Below are 14,389 nucleotides of genomic sequence, written 5' to 3'. Positions count from 1 at the left end.
CAAACGCGTGATGGCCAAACAGGTGCTGGCGTTAGCCCTCGCTGCGACGGCGCTTGCCGGCTGCACGAGCTACGCGCCCGCCCCGAAAAGCTTCCAGCAGGCAGCCATGCAGCCGTACAGGCTGGATAGCGGCGACCGGCTGCGCGTCAGCGTCTTCGAGCAGCCCGGCCTTACCAATACCTATACGGTCGACCAGGCCGGTTACATCGCCTTCCCGCTGATCGGCCAGGTGGCGGCCCGCGGCCAGACCTTGCCGGCGCTGGAAGGCTCGATCGCCTCGCGCCTGAAGCAGGGCTATCTGCGCGATCCGGACGTCACCGCCGAGATCGACCGCTATCGCCCCGTCTTCGTGATGGGCGAAGTCGGCCGGCCCGGACAGTATTCCTACGTGCCGGGAATGACCGCCCAGAACGCGATCGCGATCGCCGGCGGTTTCACCTCCCGCGGCAACCAGCGCGATGTCGACGTCACCCGCAAGATCAACGGCCAGGTGATCACCGGCCGCACCGTCATCTCTTCCACGGTGCTTGCCGGCGACACGATCTACGTCCGCGAGCGGCTGTTCTGACCGGTCCATGGCGCAGAGCCCTCCCTTGCGGATACTCCACTGCTTCAGGTCGCCCGTCGGCGGGATCTTCCGCCATGTGCGCGATCTGGTCGAGGAGCATCGGGCCGCCGGCCATGAAGTCGGCATCCTGTGCGACAGTTCGACCGGCGGAGCGCATGAGGACCGCCTGTTCGACAGCATCCGGCCGCTGCTTTCGCTCGGCCTCACCCGCATTCCGATGCGCCGCGCGATCGCCCCTTCCGATTTCGCCGCCATCTACAGGAGTTACAAACATATCAAGAGTTTGCAGCCGGACATTTTGCACGGGCACGGCGCCAAGGGTGGCGCGATTGCCCGGCTGATCGGCTCAGCCCTGCGGGTCAACAGGTATCGCGTAGCCCGCCTCTATTCGCCGCATGGCGGCAGCCTGCATTTCAGCCGGTCGAGCCTTTCCGGCCAGGCCGTGTTGCGGCTGGAACGTTTCCAGGAGCATTTCGGCGACGCGCTCGTCTTCGTCTGCGACTACGAGCGGCGCACCTACGAGGCCAAGGTCGGCAAGCCGCGCAAGGTGTCGCGGGTGATCTACAACGGCATCAAGGACGCCGAGTTCGAGCCGATTGACACCGACCCGGCGGCACCGCATTTCCTCTATATCGGCATGCTGCGCGACCTCAAGGGACCGGACGTCTTCATCGACGCCTTCGCCCGCACCGAAAGGGCGGTCGGTCATCCGCTTTCGGCCCTGATGGTCGGCGATGGCCCGGATCGCGACCGCTACGAGGCGATGATGGCCGAGCGCGGGCTTGGCCGCCGCATCCAGATGAAGCCGGCCATGCCGGCGCGGGACGCATTCGCCATGGCGAAGATCGTCGTCGTCCCCTCCCGTGCAGAGGCGATGCCCTATATCGTGCTCGAGGCCCTGGCGGCCGGCAAGCCCGTGATCGCCTCGAGGGTTGGCGGCATTCCGGAAGTGCTTGGTGAGGCGAGTGCTGCCCTTGCCACTCCCGGCGATGCCGGGGATCTCGCCCGCGTCATGACCGAGGCGGTGACGACGCCCGGCTGGCAGGATGCGGTGATGCCGAAACCGGAAGCCTTCAAGGCGGTATTTTCCGCCTCGGTCATGGCCCGCGAGATGCTCGGCCTGTATCAGGACCTGACAGGTTCGAAGCCGGATCCGGGGCGCGGCTAAAGGCTTCCTTCACCTCTTTTTGGTAAGCGTTTCCCATTGCTTCCAGTGTCGCCGGGGCTTCCAACGCCGCCGGGCCCGGAAGACCAAAGGGATCGGTCCATGAACCAGCCGAACAAGTCCGAGCAGTTCGATGTCGAAGGCCTTCGCAAGAAGGTTTCGGAACTCCGCGCGGCCGACGAAAAGCACGATCCGGCGAACGCCACGGTGCTCAATCCATTTGCCCGCCAGATCGCCGAGCAGTTCCAAAACGACAGCTATTCGCCCGCGATGCTGATCGGCCTGTTCCGGCTGTTCGAGCTCCTGGCCATGCTCGCGATCGGACTTGGTGTCGGGGCGCTTTTCGCCCCGCTCGATCTTACCGGCTTTCTCGCCCGTTTCGCACTCGTTGCCTGGGGCTCGACACTTACCGTCCTGCTTCTGCAGGTGGCCGACACCTATCAGATCCCGTCGCTGCGCGGCGCGTCGCGCACCGCCAAGCGGGTCTTCGTCGGCTGGACCATCGGTTTCCTGCTGACCGCATCCACCCTCTATCTCGTCGAACCCAAGCCCTATCCGCTTGCCGGCCTTTTCGCCTGGTTGGTCACCGGCGCCGCTTTCCTGTTCCTCGAACGGCAGCTCACGGCCTTTGCCATCCGTCACTGGGGGCGCAACGGCGTGATGGAGCGTCGCGCCATCATCGTCGGCGGCGGAGAACCTGCCAAGCAGCTCGTCCGCCAGCTCGAACAGCAGCCCGACAACGACATCCGCATCTGCGGCATATTCGACGACCGCAACAGCGAACGTTCACCGACCGTCGTCGCCGGCTACCCGAAGCTCGGAACCTTCGCCGAACTCATCGAATTCGCTCGCCTCGCCCGCATCGACATGCTGATCATCGCGCTGCCGGCCAGTGCCGAGGCCCGCATCCTGCAGCTGCTGCGCAAGCTCTGGGTGCTGCCGGTCGATATCCGGCTTGCCGCCCACGCGAACCGCCTCCGCTTCCGCCCGCGCTCCTATTCGCATGTGGGCGCGGTGCCGATGTTCGACATTTTCGACAAGCCGATCCGCGACTGGGATTCGGTCGCCAAGCGCGTCTTCGACATCGTCTTTTCGGTGGTCGGCCTCCTCCTCACCTGGCCGATCATGCTGGGCGCGGCAATCGCCGTTAAGGCAACCTCGAAGGGGCCGATCCTGTTTCGCCAGAAGCGCCACGGCTTCAACAATGAGATCATCGACGTCCTGAAGTTCCGTTCGATGTACACCGACCTCAGCGATCAGACGGCGGTCAAGGCCGTCACCAAGGGCGACCCGCGCGTCACGCCGGTCGGCCGCTTCCTGCGCAAATCCTCGATCGACGAACTGCCGCAGCTGTTCAACGTGCTGCGCGGCCAGCTTTCGCTCGTCGGCCCCCGCCCGCATGCGGTGCTCGCCCAGACGGGAACGCGCAAATATGTCGACGTGGTCGAGAGCTATTTCGCCCGCCACCGCGTCAAGCCGGGCGTCACCGGCTGGGCGCAGATCAACGGCTTGCGCGGCGAACTCGACAGCGACGAAAAGATCCGTGCCCGCACGGCCTACGACCTCGACTATATCGAGAACTGGTCGCTGCTTTTCGACCTCAAGATCCTGTTCCTGACGCCCATCCGGCTGCTCAACACGGACAACGCCTATTGAGCGCGCTCGACTATAGCCGCGAGCGCGGCCATCCGGCGGGTTTCGACAGCCGGCTTGCCGCGGTGAAGCTGGCCGGTTCCGGCCTGATCGCCTTCGGCGTCTTCCTATCCGGCTTCGTCATTTCCGAGCCTGCCCCTTACGAACTGATCATGGTGATCCAGATCGGCATCTGGTTCCTGCTCGGCCTGAAGATATCGCGCACCGTAGCGCCGCTTCTCGTGATGCTGCTGACGTTCAACATGAGCGGCCTGTTCTCCATGTTCGTCATGAAGGACATGAGCGAGGCGCCGATGTATTTCGCCGTCTCCACCTTCCTGGCGCTGAGCTCGGTCTTTTATGCGGCGATCATCGAGAACGACCACCGACGCCTGAACCTGATCTTCAAGGCCTGGGTGGCGGCGGCGATCATCACCTCGCTGCTTGGCGTCCTCGGCTATTTCAACGCCTTTCCGGGCTCGCATGTGTTCACCCGCTACAATCGCGCCATGGGCGCCTTCCAGGACCCGAACGTCTTCGGTCCCTATCTCGTCGCCCCCCTCCTCTACCTCCTCTACCGGTTGCTCACCGGACCGCTGATGAAGGCGCCGCTGCTGATCGCCGGCATCCTCGTCCTGGCGCTCGGCATCTTCCTCTCCTTCTCGCGCGCCGCCTGGGGCCTTCTCATATTTGCCGGCATCGCTCTGGTGATCGTCATGCTCCTCAAGGAGCGCACCACCGCCTTCCGGTTCAAGATCCTGGCGATCGCCGGCGGAGCCGCGATCTTCCTCGTCCTGGCGCTCGCGATCGCGCTGCAGTTCCCGCAGGTCTCCGACCTGTTCACGAACCGCGCCAAGCTTGTGCAGGACTATGACGGCGCCCGGCTTGGCCGCTTCGAGCGTCACAAGATCGGCTTCCTGATGGCCATGGAGCGCCCGCTCGGTCTCGGCCCGATGGCCTTCGGCAAGATCTTCGGCGAGGACGAGCACAATATCTGGCTGAAGACGCTGACCACCTATGGCTGGCTCGGCGCGGTCACCTATCAGATCATGATCTGGTCGACGCTATGGTTCGGCTTCCGCTACATGCTGCGCGAACGCCCGTGGCAGGCCTATCTGATGGTCGCCTGGGTGATGATATTGGGCCACGCGATCATCGGTAACGTCATCGACACCGACCACTGGCGGCATTTCTATCTGCTGCTCGGCATCGTCTGGGGCTGCATGGCGCTGGAACACCGCTTCATCCGGTCACAGCGACGATCCCCCTCGCCGACCGCCAAAGCCGCTTGACTTTGAGGTCCAGCGCTCCAGATTTCCTATCATGCTGACGGTCTCGCAACTCCGCGCCGCACGCGCGATGACAGGAATGACGGTGGAGGAACTCGCCGCCGCGTCCGGGCTTTCCAAATCCGCAATCGAAGAAGCCGAGGCCTCGCATGTCTTCGCAAATGCCGGTGTCACCGATCGGCTCCGTTCGATCTTCGAGTCGAAGGGCGTGCTTTTCCTTGGCGCGGGCGAGGACGATGCAGGCGCCGGGCCGGGGTTGAGGCTACGTCAGCAGTTTCACGACGAGGGAATCCGCCCCCAGAACCTCAACGCCGCAAACGACGACTAAAAATCGCTGCAACGCGGGAACTCTTTGAGATCTAATGCGTTTTCCCGCCGACATACGATATGCAGGGGGTCACGCATGACACGCACCAACAATCTCTATCTCATTATCGGCGCTTTGCTTGTCGTCGTCGGCCTCGGTTTTTACGTCTATCGCGAAGAAACCAAGCCGAAGGGCGTCGAGCTCAGCATCGGCCAGAATGGTATAAAAGTCCAAGAGAAGTGAGGGTTCGTTAGAGGATACATTATTAACGATAGAAGCTCAGAGTTGTCTGGAACAAAATTTACCATGTGAGTTTGGTTTCAAATAAGCAAGAAAAGGGGATACTTATGACCACGCATATGAATCTCGACGAGGTCGACAGTAAAGGCTTGAAGAAAGTCTGGAGCGTTGCCGAATTCGCCAAGCGTTATCGTCTTGACCGTGGAGAAGAAACCCGGCTGCTGAAGCTTCTCGGGCCGTTTGCGTCCCAGCAGGAACTCCTGATGAATGCGAGCCGCGCGCCGCGTTTCCGCTAGACGTTTCCAGATATCCCTTTCGATCTTTTGCCCGGCTTCCATGCCGAAGTCGAGCATGTGTAACGTTGGTTTACACTCAAACTCCCCCTCCGCCGGAACCTTTGTCATCCTCTTCTAGTTGGTCTGTCGTGAACCAATTGGCGCTCAGGCGGCTAAGCCGCCGCGCAGAAGGAGGATAACCATGATCAGACTGATTTCGAACGCCGGGCTTGCAGTTGCCCTCTCGTTGGGCGCCATCGGCGCCTTCTCCGTTCCCGCTTCCGCCCAGGATATCCAACTGCGCGTCGGACCAGATGGCGTGCGCCCGATGATCCGCGACCGGGACCGCGATTACGACCGTCGCGGCTGCAGCCCCGGTGAAGCGCGTGCCGCGGCCCGCGACGAAGGCTTTCGCGACGCCCAGGTCGTCCGCGTGACGAGCCGCAGCGTCACGGTCGAGGGCTTCACGCGCAACGGACCGGATCGCATAACCTTCGCAAACCGCCGCGGCTGTCCGGAAATCTGACCTGACGCCGAGGCTGATCGCTCCATTGACCCCGAAAGCCGCGCCCGAATTCGGGTGCGGCTTTTTATATTCACCGGCGCATTCTTATGCCGACCATCCTCTTTTTCTTCCGATCGAGGGATTTTGAGCTTGCGCCGCGATAGCGGAGCGACTAGGGAAAACATGCTCATTGAGCAGGTCGGGGCGTAGCGCAGCCCGGTAGCGCACTTGACTGGGGGTCAAGGGGTCGTCGGTTCAAATCCGGCCGCCCCGACCAATTAAATCCCCTTGAAATCTCAGTCAGATCAAAAACCTTTTCCGAGAACCGGGACTTCCCCACGCAATTACCCGCCCCACCGGATTGGCAGGGCGGGCTTGAGGTTTTCATCGGGTTCCACGACGGATATCAGTAGGGCGAATAGCACTGCTGGCGCGGGCCGTAATAGGGCTGGAACGTGTTGTCATAGGCCCTGTAGGACCGGTAGCGGGCGTAGCACCAGTTCACGTGCGAATTGCCGCCGACATAACGCCGGGGCGCGTAGTAACGCGGTGCGTATCTCGGTGCATATCTCGGTGTGTAGCGCGGCTGGGCCAGCGCTCCGCCGATGATCGCGCCCAGTGCAAGCCCCCCGATGATCGCACCGGCATCCGGGCCACGGCGGTGGCGGCGGTAACGCCGGTCGCCATCGTAGCGGTCGCGGTAATAACGACGCCCTTCCCAGCCGTCACGATCGCGCCAGTACTGCACCTGCTGGATATCCTGAGATCTCTCGATGCGCGGGGCGCCGATCGACGGAAACGCCTGGGCGGGAGCGACGCCGCTAAAAGCCGCAATCAGGGACAAAACGGCGACGGCGAGCTTCTTCTTCATAATTCACCTCCTCTGATTTTCCTTATGAAGAAATGATCCTCCATTTCTCCTGAACCAGAGGTGAATGGTAAATTTTGCTTAACGTTGGCGTGTGTTGAGTTAGCGAACCTGATCCAAGAGGCGCTTGCATTCCAGGAGGTCGAAGAGCGCTTCCTGCAGGAGAGCGCGGTCTTCCTTGCCGATGCTGGACTTGCCGATCGACACTTCCATGTCGTCCTCATGGGAGGTGCCGAACCCGAAAAAGCGACCGCTCGGCTTCACCTTGGGGCGGCCGACGATCTGATCCTCTTCGGCCGTGCTGATCTTCGGCTCGGCCTGCTTTTCGCTGTTTGCCGCCATGATCGCTTCCATCGTGGCAAGGTCGCCCGACGCAATCGCAGAGACGAACTTGTTGCCGTTCGTCTTCAGAAGCTTCTGCACGCCCTTTATGGTGTAACCGTGATCGTAAAGCAGGTGGCGGATGCCCTTCAGGAGATCGACGTCTTCGGGACGATAATAACGCCGCCCGCCGCCGCGCTTCATCGGCCGGATCTGGGGGAAACGCGTTTCCCAGAAGCGCAGCACATGCTGCGGCAGGTCGAGATCGTCGGCGACCTCGCTGATCGTACGAAAGGCGTCCGGGCTCTTCTCCAAAGTTCATACTCCAAACGGCAGGCTGCCCATGCCCCAAGGCAGACTCAGAGCCTCCGATACATGCGCGGATTATGCGCCGAATCGGACATATCTCAACGGTTTAAGCCGGGAGATTCAAGCATGTTCACAGGATTGCGGAAAAGGTCGCAGACTTCAGGCGACCGGGCTTGCCGGCTTCAGTTTCGCCTTGCGCGCCGTGTGCGCCTTGAGGATACGGCTCTTCAGCACGTTCGAGGCCTTGAACGTCATCACCCGACGCGGAGAGATCGGCACTTCCTCGCCGGTCTTCGGATTGCGGCCGATGCGCTCGTTCTTGGAACGCACCTGGAAGGTCGCGAAGGAGGAAAGTTTGACCACCTCGCCCCGCACGATCGCATTGCATATCTCGTCTATGACCGTCTCGACGAGCTCGGCCGATTCCGTCCGCGAAAGTCCGACCTTGCGGAAAACCGATTCCGCCAGATCCGCGCGTGTTACTGTCTTGCCGGCCATGATCCCCGCCCAATTTTCGAAATTGATCTTATCAAAGCCGATAGAGAGTATTTTGCTTGAGCGCGAGGGTCAAGCGCCTGTGCTCAATCGCTTATTTACGTTTCGGCCGATCATTGCCGCCCTACCAGCGGACCAGCAATGCGCCCCACGTAAAACCGCCGCCCATGGCTTCGAGCATCACCAGATCACCCTTCTTGATGCGCCCGTCGGAGGCGGCAACCGAAAGTGCCAAAGGAATCGATGCAGCCGAGGTATTACCATGCAGATCGACCGTCACGACGACCTTTTCCAAAGGAATGCCGAGTTTCTTCGCCGACCCGTCGATGATGCGGCGATTGGCCTGGTGCGGCACCAGCCAGTCGAGATCGTCCGCCGTCGTACCGGTCGCCGCGAACGCGCTGTCGATGACGTCGGTGATCATGCCGACCGCATGTTTGAAGACCTCGCGGCCCTCCATGCGCAGATGCCCGACCGTGCCCGTGCTGGACGGGCCGCCATCGACGTAGAGCTTGTCCTTGTGGGAACCGTCGGAACGCAGATGCGCGGTCAGCACGCCGCGATCGGCGATCGTCCCCTCGCCTTCCGCGGCCTCGAGCACCAGCGCACCTGCGCCGTCGCCGAAAAGCACGCAGGTGGTGCGGTCCTTCCAGTCGAGGATGCGGGAAAAGGTCTCGGCGCCGATCACCAGGACACGCTTCGCCATGCCGCCACGGATATGCAGGTCGGCGGTCGCCATCGCATAAACGAAGCCGGTGCAAACCGCCTGCAGGTCGAAGGCGTAGCCATGGGTCATGCCCAGCCGGTTCTGGATATTGACGGCGGTCGCGGGAAAGGTGTTGTCGGGCGTCGACGTCGCGACCAGCACGAGATCGATGTCATCCGGCGTCAGCCCGGCGTTTTCAAGCGCCGCACGCGCCGCCTGCTCGCCGAGAGAAGCGGTCGTCTCGCCCTCGCCGGCCAGATAGCGCTGACGAATGCCCGTGCGCTGCACGATCCATTCGTCGGAGGTCTCGACGATGTCTTCCAACTCGCGATTGGTCACTACCCGCTTCGGGAGCGCTGCCCCGTAACCGCGAACCACTGAACGGATCATTCTTAACTCACATCCTGTCGTCATGCCGCTTCGGGGCCAGCCGGCGGCTGGCGACGCGCATGGTAAATTGCGAGATCCTGCCGGATCTTCGCGTTGAGATCGTTGCGTGCCATGTCATAACCGACATCGATCGCGGCAGCAAAACCATCGGCATTGGCACTGCCATGGCTCTTGATGACGATGCCGTTCAAGCCCAGGAACACGCCGCCATTGACCTTGTTCGGGTCCATCTTCTCACGCAGCCTGTCAAAGGCGGGCTTGGCGAGAAGATAGCCGATCCTGGCCAGCAGGGTGCGCGACATCGATTCGCGCAGAAGCGTGGCTATCTGCCGGGCCGTGCCCTCCGCCGCCTTCAGCGCGATATTGCCGGTAAAACCTTCGGTCACCACCACATCGACGGTGCCCTTGCCGATATCGTCTCCTTCGACGAAACCGTGATAGGCGATCGTCGGAAGGTTCGCCTCCCGGATCAGCCGCCCGGCCTCCTTGACCTCTTCCTGGCCCTTCACCTCTTCGACGCCGACGTTCAGAAGCCCGACGGTCGGCCTATCTACTTCGAAAAGTGAGCGTGCCATAGCACCGCCCATGATCGCGAAATCGAAAAGTTGCTGAGCGTCGGCACCGATCGTCGCGCCGATATCGAGGACAATGCTTTCGCCCTTGAGGGTAGGCCAGATGCCGGCGATCGCCGGGCGTTCGATATTGGCCATGGTGCGCAGACAGAACTTCGCCATCGCCATCAGGGCACCAGTATTGCCGGCGGAAACCACGACCTCCGCCTCGCCGAGTTTTACTGCCTCGATCGAACGCCACATGGTAGAGACATAACGGCCACGTCGGAGGGCTGCACTCGGCTTCTCCTCCATGCTGACGGCGAGTTCGCATTCGTGGAAGACGGATTTATCCCGCAGTTTTGGATATTTCGCCAAGACCGGCTCGCACTGGGCCTTCAGGCCATAGATGAGGAAGGTCACATCCGGGTGGCGTTCCAGTGCCTTGGCAGCACCGGCAATGACGACCTCGGGACCAAAATCGCCGCCCATGGCATCGATAGAAATTCTGATCACTCGTCCCTGATCCTTATCTTCGCCGAACGCATACCCCTGTGGGGGACCATACGCCAGTCCTTACGTCTCCAACGGTCCTTCGCTCCTCATGCGGGGCCGTGCCGGCGAATTCGTGGCCAAAATATAGTTTTTGCTGTCGCTTACAACCCGTCCTCAATCCTTTTTCCAGTCCTTAAGGACCGCAAAGGGATTGGGGCGTCCGGACTTTTCATCTGGATCGCCTTCCAGGTGATCGGCAAACTCGACGCCGGGTTCGCGGGGATAGGGATCGATCGCAAGTGCTGCGAATTCGGCCACCACTTCGCCGACATCGATCGTGTCGCCGACAAACATTTCGGGAAGATCGGGACCATCGGGATCGATCACCATCTCCGCCGTATCGCTGGTCACGACCCGCGCGAGCTTCGACCCTTCAGGCACGAAGATCTGCTCGAACGGCTCGTCTATCTTCGATGCCACCGGCTCGAGCGTGACGACCGAGGACTGGACGATATCGGCCTGGACGCGTCCCTTGAGACGCACGCCATCCTTCTTCCAGCGGGCGATCTGCAGTTCGGCCTTCAACGAACCGACCGAAACGACCTGCCACAGCTTTGCGAGACCCTCCAGTTCGCGCGCATCCGCTTCGAGCTTCACGGTCACCGCATTCGCGGAAATATTCCCGACTTTGACGGGATAGGAAAAGGGAGGCTTTTCGCCTGCGCCACTATCGTTCTTCATCAAACCTCACTCTTCTCGCGGCAGCGGGCCCGGCAGGGGCAGAACCGCGTGGCCGCGCGAAATCTCATCTTCGGAAATGCCGGCGAGCGCCGTCTCCGCAACGATCATCCAATCCGCCAGCCCTCGCATCCCAGGCGCATCCTCCGTCTTGGGATAGATATTCCGCAGGAGCGCTGCGGCAAGCGCCTCGCCGTCCTTGCCTTCGAGAGCGGCAGCGTAGGTCTCCACCCGACCGTAGAACATGCCGGCCAGCTTTTTCATACGCTTCGGCACGCTCTGGTCGCCGATGCCGAGTTCGCGGATCGAATGGTCGATATCCTGAAAAAACGCGTCGACGATCTCCTGAGCCAGTTCCTGACCGCTCGAATCGGATCTCGCCGTCCGCCTGAAGAACAGGATCATCACGATCGAAAGCATCTCGAAACGCCCCATGACCGTGTCCGGTACGTCCAGATCGCTGTAGAAGAACGGAACGCGCGCCAACGACGTCAAGGTCGAATACTGACGGTTAACGATCGCCTGGTTCTGGTTTTTCTTCTTGAAAAGGCCGAAGATCATCTGAATTCCCGTTATTTGCCTCCAGGAACGCCCTAGCCTGCCACCGGCCATGTTGCATGGAAACGAAAGCTGGTTTACCGAAGCATGCACGAATTGCAATGCCGTTCCGCCGGATCAGCGAACGGGGTGGGATTTTCGCGGCCCTAACATCCAGGTCGGGATCGATCCTATGTCCCTGAATAGCCACAATGGTAGGGTCAGCAGGGGCAGGTTGAGTTTGGGGGATGCCGTTGAACAAGCGGGTTTTCGGATACGAGATGACATTCTTGAGTAAAACCGCGATGGCAATGGTCGTCGCATCCATCGCTGTCTCGGGTTGCACGTCCATGCAGATCGGCGACACCATGTATAACGGCTACGTGGTCGACCAGAAGTCGCTGGAGCTTATTCCGGTCGGGTCGAGCCGAGAGCAGGTGTTGCTGACGATGGGCACGCCCTCGACAACGGCGACCTTCGATACCGAGGTGTTCTATTACATCTCTCAGAAGCGCACGCGCGCTGCGGCTTTCATGAAGCCGAAGATCGTCGATCAGACTGTGCTCGCCATCTATTTTGACAAGGACGGCGTTGTCGCACGCCGCGCCAACTATGCGATGCAGGACGGCAAGGTGTTCGACACGATTTCGCGCACGACGCCGACCGGCGGCCGCGACCTCACCTTCCTGCAGCAGCTGCTTTCCGGCGGTTCCAGTGCCGGTGGGGCAGCAGCCCGCAGCATCCTGTCGAACTTCGGCAGGTAAGCACCGCGTACGAAACAAAAAGCCCGCGGGGAGCGATCCCCGCGGGCTTTTTTATTTCACGTTGGAGCCAGATATCAGCCGGCAAGAACCGCCAGCAGCAGAAGCGCCACGATATTGGTGATCTTAATCGCCGGGTTGACGGCTGGGCCTGCCGTATCCTTGTACGGATCGCCGACGGTATCGCCGGTGACCGATGCCTTGTGGGCTTCGGAACCCTTCATGTGGCGGGTGCCGTCCTTGTCGACGAAGCCGTCCTCGAAGCTCTTCTTGGCATTGTCCCAGGCGCCGCCGCCCGAGGTCATGGAGATCGCCACGAAGAGGCCGTTGACGATGACGCCGAGCAGCGAGGCACCGAGGGCTGCGAAGGCCGAGGCCTTGTCGCCGCCGGAGATCAGAAGAACGCCGAAGTAGACGACGATCGGCGCCAGAACCGGCAGCAGCGACGGAACGATCATCTCGCGGATCGCAGCCCGGGTCAGGATGTCGACGGCCCGTCCATAATCGGGCTTTTCGGTCCCCTCCATGATGCCCGGCTTTTCGCGAAACTGCTTGCGCACTTCCTCAACGATCGAGCCCGCTGCGCGGCCGACAGCGGTCATTGCGATGCCCCCGAACAGGTAAGGGATCAGGCCGCCGAAGATGAGGCCCGCGACGACGTAAGGATTGGAAAGATCGAAATCGATCTCGCCGACGCCCTTGAAATAGGGGTACTGGGCGCTGTTGGCGACGAAATATTTGAGATCGTTGGAATAGGCGGCAAAGAGCACCAGCGCGCCGAGGCCGGCAGAACCGATCGCATAGCCCTTGGTGACTGCCTTGGTAGTGTTGCCGACCGCGTCGAGCGCATCGGTCGACTTGCGCACTTCCGGCGGCAGGTGCGCCATTTCGGCGATACCGCCGGCATTGTCGGTGACCGGACCGAAGGCATCGAGTGCCACGATCATGCCGGCCAGGCCGAGCATGGTGGTGACGGCGATGCCGGTGCCGAACAGGCCGGCGAACTGGTAGGTGGAGATGATGCCCCCGACGATGACGATCGCCGGAAGCGCGGTCGATTCGAGCGAGACTGCGAGGCCCTGGATGACGTTGGTGCCGTGGCCGGTCACCGAGGCCTGGGCGATCGAGTTCACCGGGCGCTTGTTGGTGCCGGTGTAGTACTCGGTGATGACGACGATCAGCGCCGTCACCACGAGGCCGAGAAGGCCGCAGATGAAGAGGTTCGCACCGGTGATCGGCTTGCCGGCGACGGTGCCGATCGTCCCCCAGCCGATGGTAACCGACGTGGCAATGGCGAGACCGACGATCGACAGCAGACCGGTGACGATCAGGCCCTTGTAGAGAGCGCCCATGATCGAGCCGTTGGAGCCGAGCTTGACGAAGAAGGTGCCGATGATCGAGGTGATGATGCAGGCGCCGCAGATCGCCAGCGGGTAGACCATCACGGTTGCGAGGATCGGTGCGCCGGCGAAGAAGATCGCCGCAAGCACCATGGTGGCGACGACGGAGACCGCATAGGTTTCGAAGAGGTCGGCGGCCATGCCGGCGCAGTCGCCGACGTTATCGCCGACGTTGTCGGCGATCGTCGCGGGATTGCGCGGATCGTCTTCCGGAATGCCGGCCTCCACCTTGCCGACGAGGTCGCCGCCGACGTCGGCGCCCTTGGTGAAGATGCCCCCGCCGAGACGGGCGAAGATCGAGATCAGCGAAGCGCCGAAGCCGAGCGAGACGAGCGCGTCGATGACTTCACGCGAGCCGCTCGGATGGCCGAGACCGGCCGTCAGAATCCAGTAATAAATCGAGACGCCGAGGAGAGCGAGACCTGCCACCAGCATGCCGGTGATGGCGCCGGATTTGAAAGCGATGTCGAGACCGGCCGCAAGGCTTTGGGAAGAAGCCTGGGCGGTGCGCACGTTGGCGCGGACCGAGACGTGCATGCCGATGAACCCGGCTGCACCCGAAAGTACGGCACCGATGACGAAGCCGATCGCAGCGGTGCCGGACAGCAGCACCCAGGCCAGGATGGTCACGACGACGCCGACGATCGCAATGGTCATGTATTGGCGCGCCAGATAGGCCTGTGCGCCTTCACGGATATATCCGGCGATCTCCTGCATGCGGATACTGCCCTGATCGGCAGCCAGCACGGAACGCGTCGCCCAGACGGCATAAATGATCGATAGCAACCCGCACACGATCACACCCAGAATTACAGTCATTCGCTTTTCCTCTCCCTT

17 protein-coding genes and 1 tRNA gene are annotated in these 14,389 nt (G+C 61.7%); 10 read left to right on the top strand and 8 right to left on the bottom strand.

The features are described 5' to 3' along the window. Nucleotides 1-10: 10 nt before the first annotated feature. From LZK81_RS07765 to LZK81_RS07725, 9 genes are all read left to right on the top strand, one after another. Nucleotides 11-568 (top strand): polysaccharide biosynthesis/export family protein, encoded by a 558-nt coding sequence (locus LZK81_RS07765; RefSeq protein ID WP_172717254.1) that lies wholly within the window; start codon nucleotides 11-13, stop codon nucleotides 566-568. A 7-nt stretch (nucleotides 569-575) separates the two neighbouring features. Next, on the top strand, nucleotides 576-1,736 hold the full coding sequence (locus LZK81_RS07760) for a glycosyltransferase family 4 protein (protein WP_233955702.1): 1,161 nt from the start codon (nucleotides 576-578) through the stop codon (nucleotides 1,734-1,736). Between the two features lie 99 nt (nucleotides 1,737-1,835). Next, nucleotides 1,836-3,389 carry an undecaprenyl-phosphate glucose phosphotransferase gene (locus tag LZK81_RS07755; protein ID WP_233955701.1) on the top strand — a complete coding sequence of 518 codons (1,554 nt, stop codon included), beginning with the start codon at nucleotides 1,836-1,838 and terminating at the stop codon, nucleotides 3,387-3,389. Beyond that, a complete protein-coding gene (locus tag LZK81_RS07750) occupies nucleotides 3,386-4,657 on the top strand; it encodes an O-antigen ligase family protein (protein WP_233955700.1) in 1,272 nt (423 codons plus the stop codon). The genes LZK81_RS07755 and LZK81_RS07750 overlap by 4 nt, the downstream gene beginning before the upstream one ends. A 31-nt stretch (nucleotides 4,658-4,688) precedes the next feature. Further along, nucleotides 4,689-4,982 carry a helix-turn-helix domain-containing protein gene (locus LZK81_RS07745; RefSeq protein WP_046624312.1) on the top strand — a complete coding sequence of 98 codons (294 nt, stop codon included), beginning with the start codon at nucleotides 4,689-4,691 and terminating at the stop codon, nucleotides 4,980-4,982. 75 nt (nucleotides 4,983-5,057) lie between these two features. Further along, nucleotides 5,058-5,204, top strand: a complete 147-nt coding sequence (locus tag LZK81_RS07740; protein WP_233955699.1) for a hypothetical protein — start codon at nucleotides 5,058-5,060, stop codon at nucleotides 5,202-5,204. Between the two features lie 104 nt (nucleotides 5,205-5,308). Further along, entirely contained in the window at nucleotides 5,309-5,497 is a 189-nt protein-coding gene (locus LZK81_RS07735) for a hypothetical protein (RefSeq protein WP_037080639.1), read from the top strand. Nucleotides 5,498-5,678: 181 nt separating this feature from the next. Further along, entirely contained in the window at nucleotides 5,679-6,002 is a 324-nt protein-coding gene (locus tag LZK81_RS07730; protein ID WP_046605553.1) for a hypothetical protein, read from the top strand. Nucleotides 6,003-6,181: 179 nt separating this feature from the next. Next, nucleotides 6,182-6,258: transfer RNA gene (locus LZK81_RS07725), tRNA-Pro, on the top strand. 129 nt (nucleotides 6,259-6,387) lie between these two features. Here the strand turns inward: LZK81_RS07725 and LZK81_RS07720 are convergent. From LZK81_RS07720 to LZK81_RS07690, 7 genes are all read right to left on the bottom strand, one after another. Continuing rightward, the gene (locus tag LZK81_RS07720; protein WP_233955698.1) at nucleotides 6,388-6,852 is read right to left on the bottom strand and encodes a BA14K family protein; all 465 of its coding nucleotides are present in this window, start codon (nucleotides 6,850-6,852) and stop codon (nucleotides 6,388-6,390) included. Between the two features lie 99 nt (nucleotides 6,853-6,951). Continuing rightward, nucleotides 6,952-7,485, bottom strand: a complete 534-nt coding sequence (locus LZK81_RS07715) for a MerR family transcriptional regulator (protein WP_046624314.1) — start codon at nucleotides 7,483-7,485, stop codon at nucleotides 6,952-6,954. 153 nt (nucleotides 7,486-7,638) lie between these two features. Next, on the bottom strand, nucleotides 7,639-7,977 hold the full coding sequence (locus LZK81_RS07710) for an integration host factor subunit alpha (RefSeq protein WP_007770264.1): 339 nt from the start codon (nucleotides 7,975-7,977) through the stop codon (nucleotides 7,639-7,641). 121 nt (nucleotides 7,978-8,098) lie between these two features. Continuing rightward, the gene (locus LZK81_RS07705; protein WP_037080647.1) at nucleotides 8,099-9,070 is read right to left on the bottom strand and encodes a beta-ketoacyl-ACP synthase III; all 972 of its coding nucleotides are present in this window, start codon (nucleotides 9,068-9,070) and stop codon (nucleotides 8,099-8,101) included. 20 nt (nucleotides 9,071-9,090) lie between these two features. Next, the gene (gene plsX, locus LZK81_RS07700; protein ID WP_046605556.1) at nucleotides 9,091-10,137 is read right to left on the bottom strand and encodes a phosphate acyltransferase PlsX; all 1,047 of its coding nucleotides are present in this window, start codon (nucleotides 10,135-10,137) and stop codon (nucleotides 9,091-9,093) included. A gap of 153 nt (nucleotides 10,138-10,290) precedes the next feature. Beyond that, nucleotides 10,291-10,857 (bottom strand): YceD family protein, encoded by a 567-nt coding sequence (locus tag LZK81_RS07695; protein ID WP_046609897.1) that lies wholly within the window; start codon nucleotides 10,855-10,857, stop codon nucleotides 10,291-10,293. A gap of 6 nt (nucleotides 10,858-10,863) precedes the next feature. After that, nucleotides 10,864-11,415: a ubiquinol-cytochrome C chaperone family protein gene (locus LZK81_RS07690; RefSeq protein WP_046609896.1), complete on the bottom strand. Its 552-nt coding sequence runs from the start codon at nucleotides 11,413-11,415 to the stop codon at nucleotides 10,864-10,866. Nucleotides 11,416-11,639: 224 nt separating this feature from the next. Here LZK81_RS07690 and LZK81_RS07685 point away from each other — a divergent pair, with 224 nt between their 5' ends. After that, entirely contained in the window at nucleotides 11,640-12,155 is a 516-nt protein-coding gene (locus LZK81_RS07685) for an outer membrane protein assembly factor BamE (protein ID WP_046605559.1), read from the top strand. 74 nt (nucleotides 12,156-12,229) lie between these two features. Here LZK81_RS07685 and LZK81_RS07680 read toward each other — a convergent pair whose 3' ends face one another. Continuing rightward, nucleotides 12,230-14,371, bottom strand: a complete 2,142-nt coding sequence (locus LZK81_RS07680; RefSeq protein WP_046605560.1) for a sodium-translocating pyrophosphatase — start codon at nucleotides 14,369-14,371, stop codon at nucleotides 12,230-12,232. Between the last annotated feature and the right edge of the window lie 18 nt (nucleotides 14,372-14,389).

Source organism: Neorhizobium galegae (assembly GCF_021391675.1).
Lineage (GTDB): Bacteria > Pseudomonadota > Alphaproteobacteria > Rhizobiales > Rhizobiaceae > Neorhizobium > Neorhizobium galegae_B.
Note: the sequence above shows the minus strand (reverse complement) of the source record. Positions and strands in the feature narration are given on the sequence as shown.

Coding starts and splice junctions, on each gene's coding strand:
- LZK81_RS07765 (WP_172717254.1), top strand. CDS start 11: ATGGCCAAACAGGTGCTGGCGTTAGCCCTCGCTGCGACGGCGCTTGCC.
- LZK81_RS07760 (WP_233955702.1), top strand. CDS start 576: ATGGCGCAGAGCCCTCCCTTGCGGATACTCCACTGCTTCAGGTCGCCC.
- LZK81_RS07755 (WP_233955701.1), top strand. CDS start 1,836: ATGAACCAGCCGAACAAGTCCGAGCAGTTCGATGTCGAAGGCCTTCGC.
- LZK81_RS07745 (WP_046624312.1), top strand. CDS start 4,689: ATGCTGACGGTCTCGCAACTCCGCGCCGCACGCGCGATGACAGGAATG.
- LZK81_RS07740 (WP_233955699.1), top strand. CDS start 5,058: ATGACACGCACCAACAATCTCTATCTCATTATCGGCGCTTTGCTTGTC.
- LZK81_RS07735 (WP_037080639.1), top strand. CDS start 5,309: ATGACCACGCATATGAATCTCGACGAGGTCGACAGTAAAGGCTTGAAG.
- LZK81_RS07730 (WP_046605553.1), top strand. CDS start 5,679: ATGATCAGACTGATTTCGAACGCCGGGCTTGCAGTTGCCCTCTCGTTG.
- LZK81_RS07720 (WP_233955698.1), bottom strand. CDS start 6,852: ATGAAGAAGAAGCTCGCCGTCGCCGTTTTGTCCCTGATTGCGGCTTTT.
- LZK81_RS07710 (WP_007770264.1), bottom strand. CDS start 7,977: ATGGCCGGCAAGACAGTAACACGCGCGGATCTGGCGGAATCGGTTTTC.
- LZK81_RS07705 (WP_037080647.1), bottom strand. CDS start 9,070: ATGATCCGTTCAGTGGTTCGCGGTTACGGGGCAGCGCTCCCGAAGCGG.
- LZK81_RS07695 (WP_046609897.1), bottom strand. CDS start 10,857: ATGAAGAACGATAGTGGCGCAGGCGAAAAGCCTCCCTTTTCCTATCCC.
- LZK81_RS07690 (WP_046609896.1), bottom strand. CDS start 11,415: ATGATCTTCGGCCTTTTCAAGAAGAAAAACCAGAACCAGGCGATCGTT.
- LZK81_RS07685 (WP_046605559.1), top strand. CDS start 11,640: ATGCCGTTGAACAAGCGGGTTTTCGGATACGAGATGACATTCTTGAGT.
- LZK81_RS07680 (WP_046605560.1), bottom strand. CDS start 14,371: ATGACTGTAATTCTGGGTGTGATCGTGTGCGGGTTGCTATCGATCATT.